This window comes from Halobacillus halophilus, from assembly GCF_020171985.1.
In the GTDB taxonomy this organism is placed as follows: Bacteria; Bacillota; Bacilli; order Bacillales; family Halobacillaceae; genus Halobacillus; species Halobacillus halophilus_A.
On the sequence record NZ_JAIVAL010000008.1, the window covers coordinates 110,738 to 127,539 of the forward strand.

Annotated in this window: 12 protein-coding genes; 4 read left to right on the plus strand and 8 right to left on the minus strand. The window is 44.1% G+C overall.

The window, feature by feature from the left end; all coding sequences use genetic code 11:
* Positions 1–43: 43 nt before the first annotated feature.
* From rplI to LCM11_RS13825, 3 genes are read right to left on the minus strand one after another with little or no spacing between them, the layout of a single operon-like run.
* Entirely contained in the window at positions 44–490 is a 447-nt protein-coding gene (gene rplI / locus LCM11_RS13815; RefSeq protein WP_089750437.1) for a 50S ribosomal protein L9, read from the minus strand.
* Positions 487–2,460 (minus strand): DHH family phosphoesterase, encoded by a 1,974-nt coding sequence (locus LCM11_RS13820; RefSeq protein ID WP_224894874.1) that lies wholly within the window; start codon positions 2,458–2,460, stop codon positions 487–489. Before LCM11_RS13820 ends, rplI begins: the two co-directional genes overlap by 4 nt.
* 30 nt (positions 2,461–2,490) lie before the next feature.
* Positions 2,491–3,435 (minus strand): YybS family protein, encoded by a 945-nt coding sequence (locus LCM11_RS13825; RefSeq protein ID WP_224894875.1) that lies wholly within the window; start codon positions 3,433–3,435, stop codon positions 2,491–2,493.
* 167 nt (positions 3,436–3,602) lie between these two features.
* Here LCM11_RS13825 and LCM11_RS13830 point away from each other — a divergent pair, with 167 nt between their 5' ends.
* The gene (locus LCM11_RS13830) at positions 3,603–4,418 is read left to right on the plus strand and encodes a histidinol-phosphatase (protein WP_224894876.1); all 816 of its coding nucleotides are present in this window, start codon (positions 3,603–3,605) and stop codon (positions 4,416–4,418) included.
* Positions 4,419–5,203: 785 nt separating this feature from the next.
* Here the strand turns inward: LCM11_RS13830 and LCM11_RS13835 are convergent.
* The 4 genes from LCM11_RS13835 to LCM11_RS13850 all read right to left on the minus strand — a co-directional run bounded on the left by LCM11_RS13835 (position 5,204) and on the right by LCM11_RS13850 (position 12,178).
* On the minus strand, positions 5,204–6,721 hold the full coding sequence (locus tag LCM11_RS13835; RefSeq protein ID WP_224894877.1) for an AbgT family transporter: 1,518 nt from the start codon (positions 6,719–6,721) through the stop codon (positions 5,204–5,206).
* 169 nt (positions 6,722–6,890) lie between these two features.
* On the minus strand, positions 6,891–8,459 hold the full coding sequence (locus tag LCM11_RS13840) for a phytoene desaturase family protein (protein WP_224894878.1): 1,569 nt from the start codon (positions 8,457–8,459) through the stop codon (positions 6,891–6,893).
* Between the two features lie 972 nt (positions 8,460–9,431).
* Positions 9,432–11,015: a phosphoglycerate dehydrogenase gene (gene serA / locus LCM11_RS13845; protein ID WP_224894879.1), complete on the minus strand. Its 1,584-nt coding sequence runs from the start codon at positions 11,013–11,015 to the stop codon at positions 9,432–9,434.
* Entirely contained in the window at positions 11,015–12,178 is a 1,164-nt protein-coding gene (locus LCM11_RS13850; RefSeq protein WP_224894880.1) for a pyridoxal-phosphate-dependent aminotransferase family protein, read from the minus strand. Before LCM11_RS13850 ends, serA begins: the two co-directional genes overlap by 1 nt.
* Before the next feature lie 241 nt (positions 12,179–12,419).
* Here LCM11_RS13850 and LCM11_RS13855 point away from each other — a divergent pair, with 241 nt between their 5' ends.
* Both LCM11_RS13855 and LCM11_RS13860 read left to right on the plus strand, forming a co-directional pair.
* Complete coding sequence (locus LCM11_RS13855) at positions 12,420–14,105, plus strand: peptide ABC transporter substrate-binding protein (protein WP_224894881.1); 1,686 nt, start codon at positions 12,420–12,422, stop codon at positions 14,103–14,105.
* A gap of 134 nt (positions 14,106–14,239) precedes the next feature.
* A complete protein-coding gene (locus LCM11_RS13860; RefSeq protein WP_224894882.1) occupies positions 14,240–14,866 on the plus strand; it encodes a YczE/YyaS/YitT family protein in 627 nt (208 codons plus the stop codon).
* A 15-nt stretch (positions 14,867–14,881) separates the two neighbouring features.
* Here LCM11_RS13860 and hmpA read toward each other — a convergent pair whose 3' ends face one another.
* Positions 14,882–16,105, minus strand: a complete 1,224-nt coding sequence (gene hmpA, locus LCM11_RS13865; protein WP_224894883.1) for an NO-inducible flavohemoprotein — start codon at positions 16,103–16,105, stop codon at positions 14,882–14,884.
* A 174-nt stretch (positions 16,106–16,279) separates the two neighbouring features.
* Between hmpA and LCM11_RS13870 the strand changes: the two genes are divergently transcribed.
* Entirely contained in the window at positions 16,280–16,717 is a 438-nt protein-coding gene (locus tag LCM11_RS13870) for an Rrf2 family transcriptional regulator (protein WP_224894884.1), read from the plus strand.
* The last annotated feature ends 85 nt before the right edge of the window (positions 16,718–16,802 follow it).

Sequence of the window (16,802 nt, forward strand, 5' to 3'; positions counted from 1 at the left end):
ATAGATGCTTCATAAACGAACATTCAGATCATCGTCAGGTCGTTTATTTTTCTTCGATGTGAACACGGATCGTACCCGTAACTTCTGGGTGAAGCTTCACCGGTACATTCGTGTAACCAAGATTACGGATCGGGTCATCCAGTTCGATTTTTCGTTTGTCGATTTTAATATTATGAGCTTTCTTCAATTCTTCAGCAATCTGCTTACTTGTAATAGAACCGAAAAGACGACCATTGTCGCCGGACTTAGCCGTTAGTTTGACTTCCATATCTTTTAAGGTTTCTTTCAGCTTTTCAGCTTCATCGATTTCTTCCTGGGCTTTCTGCTCCTGCTTGGCATCAATGGCTTTCTGAGCCTGGACGTTTCCTTTAGTCGCTTCCACCGCTAAGTTATTTTTAAGAAGATAGTTGCGGGCATAGCCATCAGATACGTCCTTGATTTCGCCTTTTTTCCCTTTACCTTTTACATCTTGATTAAAAATTACCTTCATTCTGTGTCTCCCCCTTCAAAATACTCGTCAATTATATCTTGCAACAATCCTTTTGCATCTTCAATCGTTGTGTCTTCAAGCTGAGTAGCGGCGTTCGTTAAATGGCCGCCTCCATTCATCCGTTCCATAAGAACCTGAACGTTAATATCACCTAGAGAGCGGGCACTGATTCCAATACGACCGTCCTTACGCTCGGATATAACGAAGGATGCGACAACACCACTCATCGTAAGGAGTGTATCGGCAGCTTGCGCAATAATGACGGGGCCATAGGTTTCCCCTTTATGACCAGTTGAAATGGCTACTCCGTCCCGGTACACTTCCGCTCGCTCGATCAACTTACTTCTTCGGATATAAACATCCAGATCTTCTTTCATAAACTTCTGAACCTGGACCGTGTCCGCTCCTTTTGACCTCAAATAAGAAGCAGCATCAAATGTCCGGGATCCGGTCCGCAGCGTAAAGCTCTTCGTATCAACAATAATCCCTGCAAGCAGGGCCGTAGATTCAAGCATGGAAAGTTTCAGTTTCTTAGGCTGATATTCCAGCAATTCCGTCACCAGTTCCGCTGTTGATGAAGCATATGGCTCCATATAGACAAGTGTAGGATCAGAGATAAACTCTTCCGCCCGGCGGTGGTGGTCAATGACGACCACATGCTCAGTTTTGGAGAGTAATTTCTCTTCCATGACTAAGGAAGGCTTATGCGTATCCACTACGACCAGAAGGGAGTTATTCGTCACCATTTCCAGAGCATCTTCCGGCGGGATAAAGTATTGCCACAGCTCTTCATCCTGCTCAATTTCTTCGATCATACGCTGAACGCCCGTATCAATATCATTGGGGTCAAGTACAATAGCGGCCTGTTTATCATTAGCCTGAGCAATTTTCAAAATCCCGATGGATGCCCCAACCGAGTCCATATCCGGGGATTTATGCCCCATAATCAGAACTTTTTCACTTTCCTGAACCAATTCTTTCATGGCGTGGGAAATAACACGGGCACGAACACGTGTCCTTTTTTCCATTGGATTCGTTTTACCGCCATAGAAACGTACTTTTCCTGTATCATCCTTGATCGCAACCTGATCACCGCCGCGCCCGAGAGCAAGGTCCAGGCTTGACTGGGAAAGTTCGCCCAGTTCTGGAAGACTGATCGGCCCTACGCCGATACCGAAACTCAGCGTGAGAGGCACGTTCTGATCTGTGATCAACTCACGTACATCATCAAGGATTTCGAATTTGGCTTTCTCTAATTTCTTCAGAATTTCCTGGTTCATGACAGCCACAAAGCGTTCTTGAGAGGTACGCTTCAAGTAGATTCCATAATTACCAGCCCATCTATTTAAGATAGAGGTAACCTGCGAATTTATGTGACTTTTGGCCGTATCATCCATTCCCTGCGTAATTTCTTCGTAATTATCCAGGAATATGATGGCCAGAACGGTTTGTTCGTTTTGATAAAGATTATGAATCTCCGTTTGCTTTGTACGATCAAATAAATAGAGTAAGCGTTCATCTTTTTTAATTATCGTCTGAAGTTTGTAGTCCCCTACTGTAATCCAGACTTCACTCTCGTCCTCTTTAATAGGTGCAATTAACTGCTCAGATAATTGCTTAAGAGATTTACCTACGATCGTGTCATCCTTTGTAAATCGATTCATATAAGGATTAGCCCATTCAATCTTATAGTTTTCGCTAAATAAAATAATTCCAATAGGCATCTCAAGCAGCGCCTCTTCCCCTACTTTTTTCACCCGGTAGGAAAGAGTCGATATATATTCTTCCGTTTCGTTAATCATGTTCTGCTCAGTTCGAACACTGTAGAAGATGGAGGCTGCTAAAAACAGCGTCATCATCATCCCAAGCGTCCACTGATAATACCAAATAAATGCAAGCAGCACTAAGGAAATCAAATAAATAATCCATAAGTGTCCGCTCATCGTTGGCTTTTTAAAAAAGTTAGGCATTCCATTCAGCTCCTACCATCTTATACGAGCTCATTTCTTTCCTTTAATCCGTTCTCTAAGAGAAAATCCTATATCAATTATACCTAAGATTCGCACAAGATACAGTAAGATTTGTGGAAGTAAAAGGCAAATCACGACAATTACGACTGGTATGGCCTTTGACCATTTCTTCACTTCTGCATAGTAAAAGATAAAAGAGAACCCTTGCAATACGAGCAGGCTTCCGGCCAACGTGTAGACGTTGATCGACCCTAAGTAAAGCAATCCTTCTTCATTCGTAGGAATATAGGTTAAAATCAATGCAAAGAAGTAATACCATAAAACTGCGGTCGGCAGCTTAAATTCTTTAAATGGAGGAAAGCGGAATTGTTTTTTATCCACTCGGTTAATCACTTTATACGTCAGCCACTGACTGATGAAAGCAAAAACAATCCCTGTCATAACCAGAATACTTGGAATAATATCCGGCAGGAATTCAATCGTTTCACGTAAAGCTTCTAAGGAAGCTTCTGTACTCTCGCCTCCGACCATTCCCGGAAGCATATTATTCGTCCTGGTGAAGGCCTCATCTAGACTCGCACTAATCTGCTCTCCCCAGTTAATATCGAATAGGAACTGAGAGGCCAGATAAATACCGGCTGCGCCAATACTAAAGCCGACTGATCCAAAAGCCCACGCCTCTAAAGAAGATTGTTTATTATACAGGGCTCCGCCTAAGAAGACCCCGCCAATCCCTGCTAATAAAGTGAACATTGAAAAAACGGGTCCAAATAGCAGGGTAAACAATAAAGCAGCCGTAAACATTAAAGCTCCTGCTTTCCAGCCGTGCCGATAGCTGTAAAATATGAAAGGAATGGGAAGCGTAAATAACAGGACAGGTCCAAACCAGATTGGCATGAAAATAATTACCAATAACAATAGCAGATAAACGCCTGTCATTAAAGCCCCTTCCGTAATTCTTTTTGTGTCATTCATTTCCAGAAACACCTCTATTTCTATCATCCAACTACTAGCTTATCTATTTTAACATATATCGTTTTTCCTATTCTTCTCATTCTTCTTATAGAAAGTGACGATTTTGGTAGAAATGTCTGTTGTCTGATATGATTAAATGTAATATTGCGAATTTTAGGAGGATGATCATGCGGACTGACTATCATGTACACATGGCCGAAACCGGTAACCTTGAGGTCGATTATTTAAAAACTTACATTGAAAAAGCAAAAGCAGAAGGAATACAAGAGCTAGGCATTTCTGAACACGCCTACTTTTTTCAGGAGACGAGACCGATCCTCTCAAATCCGTGGGTGGAAAACCGCCGAACGCTCGATTTCAGTACTTATCAGAATATGTTTGACCAGGCTAAAAAGGAAGGTCTGACGATCAAAATGGGCATTGAAATGGATTATATGCCTGGGAAAGAAAAAGAAATGGAAGCTTTTATTTCTGAGCATCCTTTTGACTATGTGATTGGCTCCGTTCACTGGATTGATGAGTGGGGAATTGACCTTGCTACTTTCCGTGAAGAATATGAGAAAAGGGATCTTTATGAAGTCTACCGACAATACTTCGACCGCGTCGTGACGCTTGCCGAGTCCGGCTTATTTGATTTTGTCGGTCACATTGACGTTATTAAAGTATTTGGCTACCGTCCTGACGATCAGGAATTCCTGCGTGAACAGTATAAACGAGCAGCTGAAGCACTGGCTTCTACAGGTACATGTATTGAAATTAGTACAGCTGGTCTCAGAAAACCGGTAGGAGAAATGTACCCGGATCCTGAACTGCTGCAAATCTGTAAGGATGCGGGCGTTGGAATCGTTCTCTGTTCCGATGCTCATAAACCGGATCATGTAGGTCATCGTTATGAAGAGGCCGTTGAGCTTGCAAAATCTGCTGGATATGAGGAAGTCCACGTGTTTACGAACCGTGAAGCCTCCGTCCACCCTCTTAAATAAATAGGAAAATTTAAAGGAGCCGGAAAAACCGGCTCTTTTTTAATCAGGAATAGTGGCCCAATAACTACTATCAAATTCGCTACTGCTTCTTACAGAAAAGCTCCCATTACTTGAAGACTCGATTTCGAGACTTTTGTGAGAATTTGGTCCTGCGGGGGACGATTTCGCTTTTCGCGGGCATGTGCTGAGCTTCCTCGGGCTTAACAGCCCTGCGGGATCTCACCGATCATGTTCATCCCGCAGAAGTCTTCATCGTCCCCCTCCGGACCTTGCGAAATAGGGAGCTCGAAATCATGTTTGAAACGTCCAGCCTTATGACTCAGATAAACGTATAACAATTAGCGTATACGTGTAGATAATCACTGCTATAGAAGCTTTTGAGGCGGATCAAGCATCTCCCTACCGCTTATAGAAGGGTCCGTTCACCCTTCCATCATAGGGTGGCGAAGGAAACGACGAGACTCCCGCGGGAGAAGGAGCTAGGCGAGACCCCACAGGGAGTGAAGCGACCGAGGAGGCGCCTGAGAAAAGGAGGATCGACTAAAGTCGCCACGTCCTGTGGCAACGTCGATCGACCCTACGTCTTGTAGGGCCGCAGGAAAGCGAGTTGTTTCCGTAGCCAGCTCCTCTCTATATCAGCAACGGACCTAAGATATCTTGAAATTGAGTCTTCAACTAAACGGCCCGTTAGTTTAATAATTTAATCCCCTACGTTGTTACAGCGCCAATGAAAAAGCAGACTTCCTCTAGAAGGAAGTCTGCTTTGTTAATCGTAAGTCATCCTATTAATAACTGATAGGAGCTCCCGGTCCTACTGGAATACCGAGCAGTACCCAAACCAGCAGCATAAGTAGCCAAGCTAGCAGGAATGCGACTGAGTAAGGAATCATCATGGAAATGAGTGTTCCAATACCTAGTTTCTTATCATAACGCTGAGCAAAAGCAATAATAACCGGGAAATAAAGAAGCAACGGCGTAATCATGTTCGTCACTGAGTCAGCAATCCGGTACAGCAGCGTTGTAAACTCAGGAGAATAACCAAGATTCATCATAATCGGAACAAACACCGGGGCTAAGATCGTCCATTTTGCTGAAGAACTTCCAATAAAGAAGTTCACCACCATAGTCAGCCCAAGGAAGGTCAGGATAAGACCAATTCCATCGAATCCCGTGGAATTTAAGAAATCCGCTCCTTTAAAAGCAATCACCGTTCCGAGATTTGTTTCACGGAAATAAGCAATAAATTGACCGGCCGTAAAAGCCAGAGCAATATATCCACTCATACTGGCCATTGTTTTACCTAACAGCTTCGTAAGGTCCTTATCGTTCTTAATCTCTTTAACCACTATTCCATAAATCAGACCTGGAACAAGGAATAAAATGAAAATAACAAAGACCAGAGCATTAAAGAATGGTGAATCGATGTAAGCTCCATCACCGCGCAGTGGTCCAAACGATAGATAAGCCATTAAGAGGAAGGTAAATAGAAAACCTATACCAGCGAAGCGCATCCCTCTTTTTTCAAGAGAGGTAAGCTCGTCGATCTCTCCGTTTTCCTCACCTTCATAACGACCTAATCGAGGTTCAACAATCTTATCGGTCACAAGCGTACCTACGATTGTCACCAGCAGTACAGACACTGCCGCAAAGAAGTAGTTCATCGTTACGGTAATCGTTTCTGCATAAGCAGGGTCAAGCGTTCGTGTAGCTTCAACGGTTAATTCCTGCAGCACGGCATCGGTGGAAGTGAGGGCCAAATTGGCTCCAAATCCGCCTGATACACCTGCGAACGCAGCCGCCAGACCAGCTAGCGGGTGCCGGCCTAACCCTAGAAAAAGTACGGCGCCGAGTGGCGGAAGAACCACATACCCAGCATTAACGGCTACACTGGACATGACACCGGCAAATACCAGCGCTGCTGTGAGCAATCGGTTCGGGAAAGAAAATACAATTCCTTTTAATGAAGAATTAATTAATCCGGTTTGTTCCGCTAAACCAATTCCGAGCATCGTGACGAGCACCGCTCCAAGCGGCGGGAATCCTATAAAGTTTTCAACGGCACTGTTAAAAATGTAATCCAGGCCGCTTAGACTGAATAAGTTTTTGACTTGAACCACTTCTCCTGACGTGGGGTTCGTCACGGAAACAGAAGAAAATATGCCCGATATAATAACAACAATGAGGGCTAAAATTGCAAATAACAGAAGTGGGGACGGAAGCTTATTTCCGAGCCACTCAATGCCATCTAATATTCGAAATAATAATTTTCGTGATGACGATGGTGTTTCTTTTTTCTCTGACACACTACCAGACCTCCTTCTAATGTTGATAATTTAGGTCGGAATTTAATTTAACAAGTTGGTTGTCGAAAGTCAAAACATTGAATTTGAATGGAGAAAAAGATAACGAGCGAGGCGTTATGAAGCGCATCATGTAAAAAGCCCTGGAAGAATTTCTTCCAGGGCACGTTTCTTATAATTTATTTGCAAGCAGCCAGCCAGAAGTTCCGTTCAATCCACCTCCAGGCCAGGTTGCAGCTCCTACCATGTATAAGCGATCCACCGGTGTCTTGTAACGGGAATAGCCGGGTGTTGGTCGGAATACGTAGTTTTGGAAGATGTGGTGACTTCCACTTACACTATCTCCACCGACAAGGTTCGGATTATCCCCCTCCAGGTCTGCGGGGGAGAGTACGGTCCTTTTTCGAATGGCGGACGTACTGTTGTGCGTGTAGGCGGCCAGCTTTTCTATAACCCGGTCCGCATAAGCTTCTTTAATATTGGTCCACTCATCTGGTTCAATTTCACCCAGCGCATCTTTTTTCACGTGAGAAGGGAGGGCCCTTACTTGAATCCAGAGCGTCGATTTCCCTTCAGGTGAGCGGGTCTCGTCCATAACATCCGGCTGACCCACGATCAGCAGGGGACTGTCCGGAAGCTCTCCATTCATAGCCTGGGTGTAAGTTCTTGCTAAGTCTTCCACATAAGGACCTATGTGAACATAAGCAAACTCAGAATATTTCTCTCCTGCTTTCCATTGAAGAGGTTCGTCCAGGGAGAGATGGATCATCATCGTCGCTGGACCATAGCGGTAATTCTCGGCTTCTTGAAGATAGTGATCTGGAACATCGTTTACGTCAAGCAGACGGTTCACCATCTGAGTAGGAGTTACATTTCCTATAACAGCCTTTTCAGCTATGATTTCCTCTCCATTTTCGAGGACCACTCCATAGGCCTGACCCCTTTCGACGAGTACTCGTTCTACGGATGCTTCCGTCCTTATCTCACCAAGCCGGATTTCAAGCATTTTGACCATGCTCTCGATCATGTTTTGAATGCCGCCTTTGGAAAAAGCCATGCCGTTGCGCTGATTTAAAATAGATTCCAGGAATGGAAAGACCGCGCCATTAGAGACATCAGGACCAAAATCCAAATGAAGTCCCCACGGGGCCACCATCGCTTTTACTTTATCGCTTTCAAACCAGTGATCCACAAATTCGCGTGGTGATTGTAGCAAATGGCTTCCCAGTTCCATCAGTCCATTTAACTTAAGCTGTTTCATGGACTTCATTACGTGCTTCCAGGCCTCATAGGAGGGAAGCTCCATCTGCATGAGCGGCATAAAGTGAGGAGTCGTTTGATCGTAATAATGACTCAGATCCTTCCACGCATACGTATCATCAGTCGAATGATAGGCCAGACTTTTGAACATTTCCTTACGATTCTGGTAAGCTCCTATCCCTGTATCATCAGGAAAAACGCTGGCATAAGGCTTGTCATTTATTACGGGTTCAAAACCAAAGCGCTGCATTTCTTCTTCGTATTCCTGATAAAACTGCGATCCTAAAAACAAACCAATATTCATCGCATATACATCATGAACATACCCAGGCTCTGTCACTTCTCGGGACTTCGATGCACCTCCGGGTTTCGATGACTTTTCCAGGACCAGTACTTTCCATCCTTTTTCGGCCAGCTGGATAGCCGAGATTAGTCCATTATGTCCAGCACCAATCACAATAGCATCATATTTCTTGGTCAATTCGACTCCTCCTCTTCCTCTCCTATAAAGAGTTTTGCTACTCTTCTGTTACCAAAAACAAGACGAATTAAACTTTTTGGTGATTCTATAGGACTAGGAATCTGTTCTAATAAAGATCCTCTTAACTTTTTGTGTTCATTCTTACAGATAAGCTCCCTTTTGTTGAAGACTCAGTTTCGAGACTTTTGTGAGAATTTGGTCCTGCGGGGGACGATTTCGCTTTTCGGCCCTGCACGATGCAGGGTCGTTCGACGTTGCCACAGGACGTGGCGATCTTAGTCGAACTTCTTATATGTGCTGAGCTTCCTCGGGCTTAACAGCCCTGCGGGATCTCACCGATCATGTTCATCCCGCAGAAGTCTGCATCGTCCCCCTTCGGACCTGGCCGAATCAGAGACTCGAAATCACCCAAAAAGTACCAGTTTTCAGGGGAATAACATGAAGCAGTGAAAGGCGTTTTAAAGTCGATAATTTTGATTAATTGCCCGATACATAAACATTTCGGGCAGGTAATAGAAGCCAAGCACTTCTTTTCTGAAGGGCCCGTTTCTCTTAACTAAGTGGGGCTGGTGGGGAAATGGCGAGACTCCCGTGGGAGAAGGAATCAGGTGAGATCCCACAGCGAGTGAAACGAGCGAGGAAGCTCACCGTTCCCCCATAGGAAAGTGTTCAAATGTGGCATCACCCCGAAAGACACGACCAGCATAAGCCGAGCATCAAAAGGACGGTGGTCTTTCCGTCCGTTGATGAACGGCTTATGTCTCGAGTGTCTGGGTGATAGAACAAGACGAGTTATTTCCCCACCAGCCTCTACTTCCATTTAACGTAACGGACCCAATTATCTCGAAACTGAGTCTTCAACTAATCGGCCCTATTATTGAACAACTCGCTTAAGAAGAGCACCAACACTTGTCACGTCACTTTTAACACAAAAAATCCCCGGAGACCAGGTCCCCGGGAATAGATTCTATCTTATAGAGTTAAGCACTGAACTTTATTAATGTCCGTAATTTGGGCCAGTCGATCCTGACACTCGGACTCCACTTCTTTGTCCACGGTCAGAACCATAACCGCGTCGCCTCCCTGGTTGGTTCTTCCTACCTGCATGGTAGCAATGTTCATATTGTGCTCAGATAAGAGACTCCCTACACGTCCAATGGCACCAGGCTGGTCTTTGTGGTGGATAAGAATCAAGTTCCCATCCGGGACCACGTCAATGGAGTATTGATCCAGCTGGACAATACGAGCTCCAAGACCATTTAGCAAAGTACCTGCGATACTTCGTTTCTCCTGGTCCGTTTCAATTTCGACGGTAAGCAAGTTGGTAAACCCTTTGGTTGAGGTCGACTTTTGCTCATTGATAACAATGCCTTTATCAGAAGCTGTTTTAAAGGCGTTCACGTCATTCACACGCTGTCCGATGTGTCTGCGCAGAATTCCTTTAACTGCAATTCTGGTAAGCGGCGTGGTATCCACGTCTGTCAGTTCTCCTGAATAGTATACACTTACGCGCTCAAGCGTACCTTCCACTACACGGGACAAAAAAGCTCCCAGTCGTTCAGACAGCTTGAAATATGGAGAGAGCTGTTCCATCATTTCTGAAGAAACGGAAGGCATATTGACAGGGTTTCTTACCGTTCCGCCTCTTAAGTGCTCCAGTACATCGTAACTTACATCGGTCGCAACATTTTCCTGAGCCTCTACCGTGCTTGCTCCCAGGTGCGGGGTTGCAATGACTTCTGTAAGAGAAAGAAGAGGGTGCTCGGTTGCCGGCTCTTCTTCAAACACATCAAGCGCCGCTCCGGCAATTTTTCCACTTTGAATAGCCTGATAAAGCGCATCTTCATCCACAATTCCACCGCGGGCGCAGTTCAGAATCCTGGCACCAGGTTTCATGAGCTGAATGGCTTCACGATCAATTAAATGCTTCGTTTCTTCCATTAAAGGTGTATGAACTGTTAAGAAATCTGCCTGCTGCAGTACTTCCTGCAGAGTTCCGTGATCTACACCGGCTTTATCAGCTTTTTCCTGATTAAGAAATGGATCATAGGCGATGACTTTCATTCTTTGGCCTTTAGCGCGCTGAGCCACTTCTCTTCCGATTCTGCCGAAACCGACCACGCCGAGCGTTTTACCTTTAAGCTCAACCCCGACGAATTTCTTTCTTTCCCAGCGTTTTTGCTGCAATTGATGATAGGCTTGAGGAATATTGCGCGCTAGAGACATCAGCATAGCCATCGTATGTTCTGCTGTGGAAATGGTATTTCCATCAGGAGCATTTACTACAACTACACCATGTTCTGTTGCCGCATCAAGATCAATATTGTCCACGCCAACGCCAGCACGTCCGATCACCTGCAGGTTTTCAGCATGTTCAATCACTTCTCTGGTTACTTGTGTTTGGCTTCTAACAATAATAGCTTGCACGGATTTTACGGCCTCAAGCAGCTCTTCATGGCTCAGAGAAGGATCTGCAATGGCTTCCACATCCTCCGCATCCAATAAAGGACGAATTCCATCTTCACTTAAAGGGTCACAGATTAACACGCGGTACATTATTTTCCCTCCCTGGTGTGATCGAGATACACTTCCTGTGCGGCAACAACGCCAGCCCCAGGTTTGAAATCGTGGTTCAATCGTTTCAATATAATTTCTAAGATGCTTACATACTGAAGAACGTTTGCCGGACGGCAATAACCCATATGGCCAATTCGGAAAATTTCGCCTTTCATATGGTTCTGTCCGCCAGCCACCATAAGTCCGAATTCTTCATTCGCAAGCTTTCTGAATTGTTCTGCATTAAAGGTAGCAGGTTGAATAGACGTAACGGTTGTCGAAGCACTCTCATCATCCACCAGTAAGGGTAGGTTAAGAGCTTTACAAGCCTCGCGCGTCATGTTTTTCATAAGCTGATGACGCTCAAACACATCGTCCAGACCTTCTTCTTCTATTAAATTCAAGACTTCCTCTAAACCAAATAAAAGAGATAAAGCCGGGGTGAAAGGTGTCTGGCCATCACCCAGTTTTTTCTTATAGGCTCTTAAATCTAAGTAAAAGCGTGGTCGATCATTATCATGAATAACCTCCCAGGCACGATCACTGACCGCTGCAAAAGCAAGACCTGCAGGAAGCATCATAGCTTTTTGAGATCCTGTCACTAAGAGATCGATTCCAGACTGATCCATTTCAATGCGGGCTCCGCCAATAGAGGACACACCATCTACAAGCACTAGCGCATTACTGATCTTATTGACTTTTTTGGCTACTTCTTCAACGGGATGCATGACCCCTGTAGACGTTTCACAATGAGTCAGAAAGACAGCCTTCGTCTCAGGATGAGCCTTAATCGCTTCTTCCACCTGAGAAACGTGAACAGCATTTCCCCATTCCAATTCAATACGATGAACATTCAGCTCGTAGGACTCACAGATCTGCGCAAAGCGCGCACCGAAAGAACCGGCAACTACAGCGATGACTTCATCTCCCGGCTTGGTGGTATTCACTACAGCTGCTTCCAGGGCAGAGGTACCGCTTCCTGTAAGTAGAAGCACATCCTGAGAGGTACCAAAAATGGACTTCACGCGCGGAGTAATCCTGTTTATTAAGTCTTTACATTTCTGTCCTCTATGGCCAATCATTGGCTGGATCATGGCCCGGTCGACACTTGGCGGAATCGGCGTCGGACCCGGTGTATGCAATATATCCCATTCCCGGTTCATTTCTAGAACCACCCTTCTCATCAAATTCTATTCTCTTTTCCTATTATTAGTCGTTTGCTTATAAGAAAAAGAAATGATATTCCTTTATCCTATCAAAAGAATTAGTGTTGTCAATCTAATTTGAATTTTCAGTAATGATGCTTTTTTCTCAGTTTTTACAAAAAAATTACGTTGAAAAAATTCATAATTATCTGTATAATTCAAAAAGTACATATATTTGAAAAATTAGGGGGAGTTACACTTGAGAAAAAACCACAAAATCTGGTTGCTTTTCACGCTTATGCTCATTTTTGTATTAGCAGCATGCAGCGGTGGAGGCGATGAGAGCTCATCAGAGTCTAGTGAAGGTGGAAATGACACAGAAGAAAGCTCAGAAGGGAACGCTTCGGGCGATCAAACCATTACCGTAACAGCAAAAAGTGAAATTCCAAGCATGGATCCTTCCTTAATTACCGATTCAGTCGGATTCCAATGGGCCGGCGAAACACTGGAAGGTCTTTACCGTCTAGATGAAAATAGTAACCTTACAGAAGGAATGGCTAAAGAAGGAACCGTTAGTGAGGATGGCCTTACATGGACCTTTAAACTGCGTGACGCGAAGTGGTCCAATGGGGACGAAGTAACAGCCAATGATTTCGTCTATTCATGGAGACGCGCGGTTAACCCGGATACAGGTTCTGAATACGGACCGTACTTCCTTGGTGGAATCATTAAAAATGCTACTGCCGTTAGTAATGGAGAAGTGGATCCTGAAGAATTAGGTGTCACTGCAGTAGATGATAAAACACTTGAAGTAGAGCTGGAAAAACCAGTACCTTACTTCAAATCAATGACTGTATTTATTACATTTATGCCAATTAACCAAAGTTATGTAGAAGAAAAAGGCGAAGACTTCGCCACAGAAGCTGAACATACACTAGCCAATGGTCCATTCAAAATGACCGAGTGGAGTCACGGTGAAGGCTGGACTGTTGTAAAGAACGAAGATTACTGGGATGCTGAAACGGTTCAACTTGAAACCATTAACGCTAAAGTCATTAAAGAAGTTTCTACAGGCGTAAACCTTTATCAATCTGGAGAAATCGATCAGACCGAACTTAATGCTGAATTCGTGGACCAGTATCGCAGTGACGAAGCTTTTGAAGTCGTGAAAAAACCATACTTGTACTTCTTTAAATTTAATCAGGAAAACAATGAGGCCCTGGCAAACGTAGATGCGCGTAAGGCCATTTCATTAGCGATTAACCGGGAAGATCTGGTTAATGAAATTTTAAATGATGGATCCGTTCCTGCAGAAGGATATGTGCCTTCTAATTTCGTATCTATGCCTAACAGCGATACAGGATACCGTGAGGCGCAGGGATCACTTGTAGAAACCAACAAAGAAAAAGCCAAAGAGCACTGGCAGAAAGCCCTTGAAGCTCTAGGTACAGATTCAGTTACCATTGAACTTCTTGGAGACGACACAGGAACCTCTAAGAAAACATTGGCTTATTACAAGAACCAATTGGAAACCACGCTTGATGGTCTGACCATTGATATAATGGAAGTACCATTTAAAGAACGTGTACGTCGTGATAGTGCTTCTGAATTTGAAATGGAAGCTGCCACTTGGGCACCTGACTATGTAGATCCGAACACTTACTTGAACATGTATGTTACCGACGGACAAAACAATAATATGAACTATTCAAGTGAAGAATACGATTCTCTTATTGAAAAAGCTAACGGAGAATATGCACAGCAGCCGGAGAAACGTTTTGAAGCCTTCATGGAAGCTGAGAAACTTCTTCTAGAAGAAGATCAAGCCGTTGCTCCAATCTATCAGGATGCTAAAGCTCAATTATTCAGACCATCCATTAAAGGGGTATTCACTACCTCTACCGGTCCAGAATTTGAATTCAAGTGGGCTCACGTAGAAAATTAAGCAGAATAGGTAAAAGGCCAGGAGGCATGCCTCCTGGCCTTTTTTACGTGCAGATTTCTTGTAACATGAGCTTCTGAGCGTTATAGTGACTAGCATCATAACATCAAATCGGATAATAAGAAGGGAGAGGTATTATGTTACGAATCTGGCAAAGAGGTTTTTATTATTCTTTAGGAATTGTTCTATTAACATTCGGCATTGCCCTGACCATTGAATCACAGTTGGGCACCTCTCCCTTTGATGCCCTGCTTGTAGGGTTATACCGGTCTTTTGGTCTAACCATCGGCAGCTGGGAAATCGTGGTCGGTCTCACGATTATACTTTTCAATGCAGCAGCCCAGCGGAAACGTCCTGAACTGCTGGCGCTTGCGACCTCACTTCTAACCGGTATTGGAATTGATTTATGGCTATGGATCATCCGGTCCAACGAACTGATGTTATCACCAAACCTGCTGGCTCAAATTCTTTGTTTACTAACCGGTATTTTATTTGCGAGCTTAGGTATTGCGATCAATCTTCAGGCCGATTTCGCCCCAAATCCTTTTGACCGGATGATGCTGGTAGTCCGTAAGCTGACAGGATGGACCATTACTACTTCCCGCGTACTCATCAGTATCCTTTTGGTCGTAGCGGCAGCTCTTTTTGGCGGTGCCATTGGAGTGGGAACCATTCTCATCACCCTTCTAAGTGGACCGGCTATCCATGGATTTATGAATCTTGTAAACCGTCTTGACCAGCGACTGGCTCCCGCTGGAAGCTAATACCGCCTATAAAACTTACAGAACTCCCTGAGGGCCGAAGAATTCATAGTGAATGCTATCTTCGGATACTCCCCATTCCTTCAGGGCCTCATTAACAGCCCTCATAAAGCCTTCAGGACCACAGAAATAAAACTCGCTATCCTGAGGGACCGCTTCTTTTAACCATGGAAGATCCACATATCCTTCCTTATCAAATGATTGCTGCAAACGGTCATCTTCTGTCGGCCGGGCATAAATAATTTTGGTTACCGTTTTATCCCCCATGGTCTGCATATCTTTCTTAAATGCATGGACCGATCCGTTCTGAGCGGCATGAATAAAATACACTTCCCGCTCAGGCTGTAAATCCTGAACCGCTCTGCCCATACTCAAAATCGGTGTGAGCCCCACGCCACCGCTCAACAGGACAAGCGGCTTGTCGGTATCTGCATCTAAATAAAAGTCCCCGGCTGGTGCACTGACTGGAAGAATTTCGCCTTCGCTAACTTGACTGTGCAGCCAGTTCGAAACCCTGCCTTCCGGTACCTCCTGGTTTCCTTCTTCCCTTTTGACACTAATACGGTAATAAGGGGCACCTGGAGCCTCTGAAAGACTATATTGACGTAAGTGGTCATAATCGTCTCCAGGAATCTCAGCTTTAATCGTTAAGTATTGGCCAGGCTTAAAATCGGCTAGAGGCTGTTCATCGACCGGCTGTAAATAGAAAGATGTAATCACATCACTTTCTACACGCTTTTGAATGACTTTAAAATCACGGAATCCTGTCCATCCCCCGGTCTGTTGGCGTACATCCTTGTACATACGATCTTCTACCTGAATGAATACATCCGCTATAACCCCGTAAGCTTCTCCCCAGGATTGTATAATTTCATCCGTTGCTGCATCTCCAAGTACATCTTTAATAGCTTTCAGCAAATATTCGCCTACAATTGGATAATGTTCCGGCAGGACGTTCAAACTTCTGTGTTTTTCAGCAATCTGTTTAACTCTCGGCAGAATAGCTTCCAGGTGTTCTATGTTCTTAGCTGCAGCATAAACGGTGTTAGCCAGCGCACGGGGCTGGTCTCCTTTTCTCTGATGGGTCTGATTAAAGATATTCTTCAATTCGGGATGATTCAAAAATAGCTGCTGATAAAAGTGTGTAGTTATAGCCTCTCCGTGTTCCTCTAACACAGGTACAGTTGATTTGATCACTTTAATCGTATGGTCACTTAATAATTGATTCGTTTGTGTAGACATATAAACCCCTCCGTAAAAGATGTATTTATAATATATCTTTATTATACATAAGAAAGGTGTATTATAAATACATCAATTATGACAATTCCGTTAATGTGCTGAAAAAATCTGAAAATAAGACATTGGAATGATGGCTATGATAAGATTAAATAAAAGAAGAGTGAGGGTTGACCTATGCGTTTAAAAAAATATACGGATTATGCTCTGCGAGTATTAATTTTCACTGCTGCTAAGAAAGAAGGTCAGCTTGCTAATAAAAAAGAGATTTCCGAGGTATTTAACATCTCAGAAAATCACTTAGGGAAGATTATTCACGAATTAAATAAATTAGAGCTTATTCATACGGTGCGGGGACGTTCTGGAGGAATTAAGCTTGCCCATAAGCCTGAAGACATTAACATTGGAAAAGTTGTCCGGTCCATGGAAGACGACTTTTATCTACTGGAGTGCTTTGACTGCCAGACCAATGAATGTGTCATTACACCTGCCTGTAAGCTTAGACATGTTCTAAGAGATGCGCTGCAGGCTTTCTTTCAAGTGCTGGACGGTTATACTTTAGAAGATCTTGTCTCGAACAGGGATGAGCTCCGCGCGCTTATGCAGCTTTCCTAAAAAAGAGCTGTTCAGTTTCGATTACTAGCAAAAAAGCACTTCCATTTTTTATGGAAGTTCTTTTTTTATGTCGAGCTCATTTAAC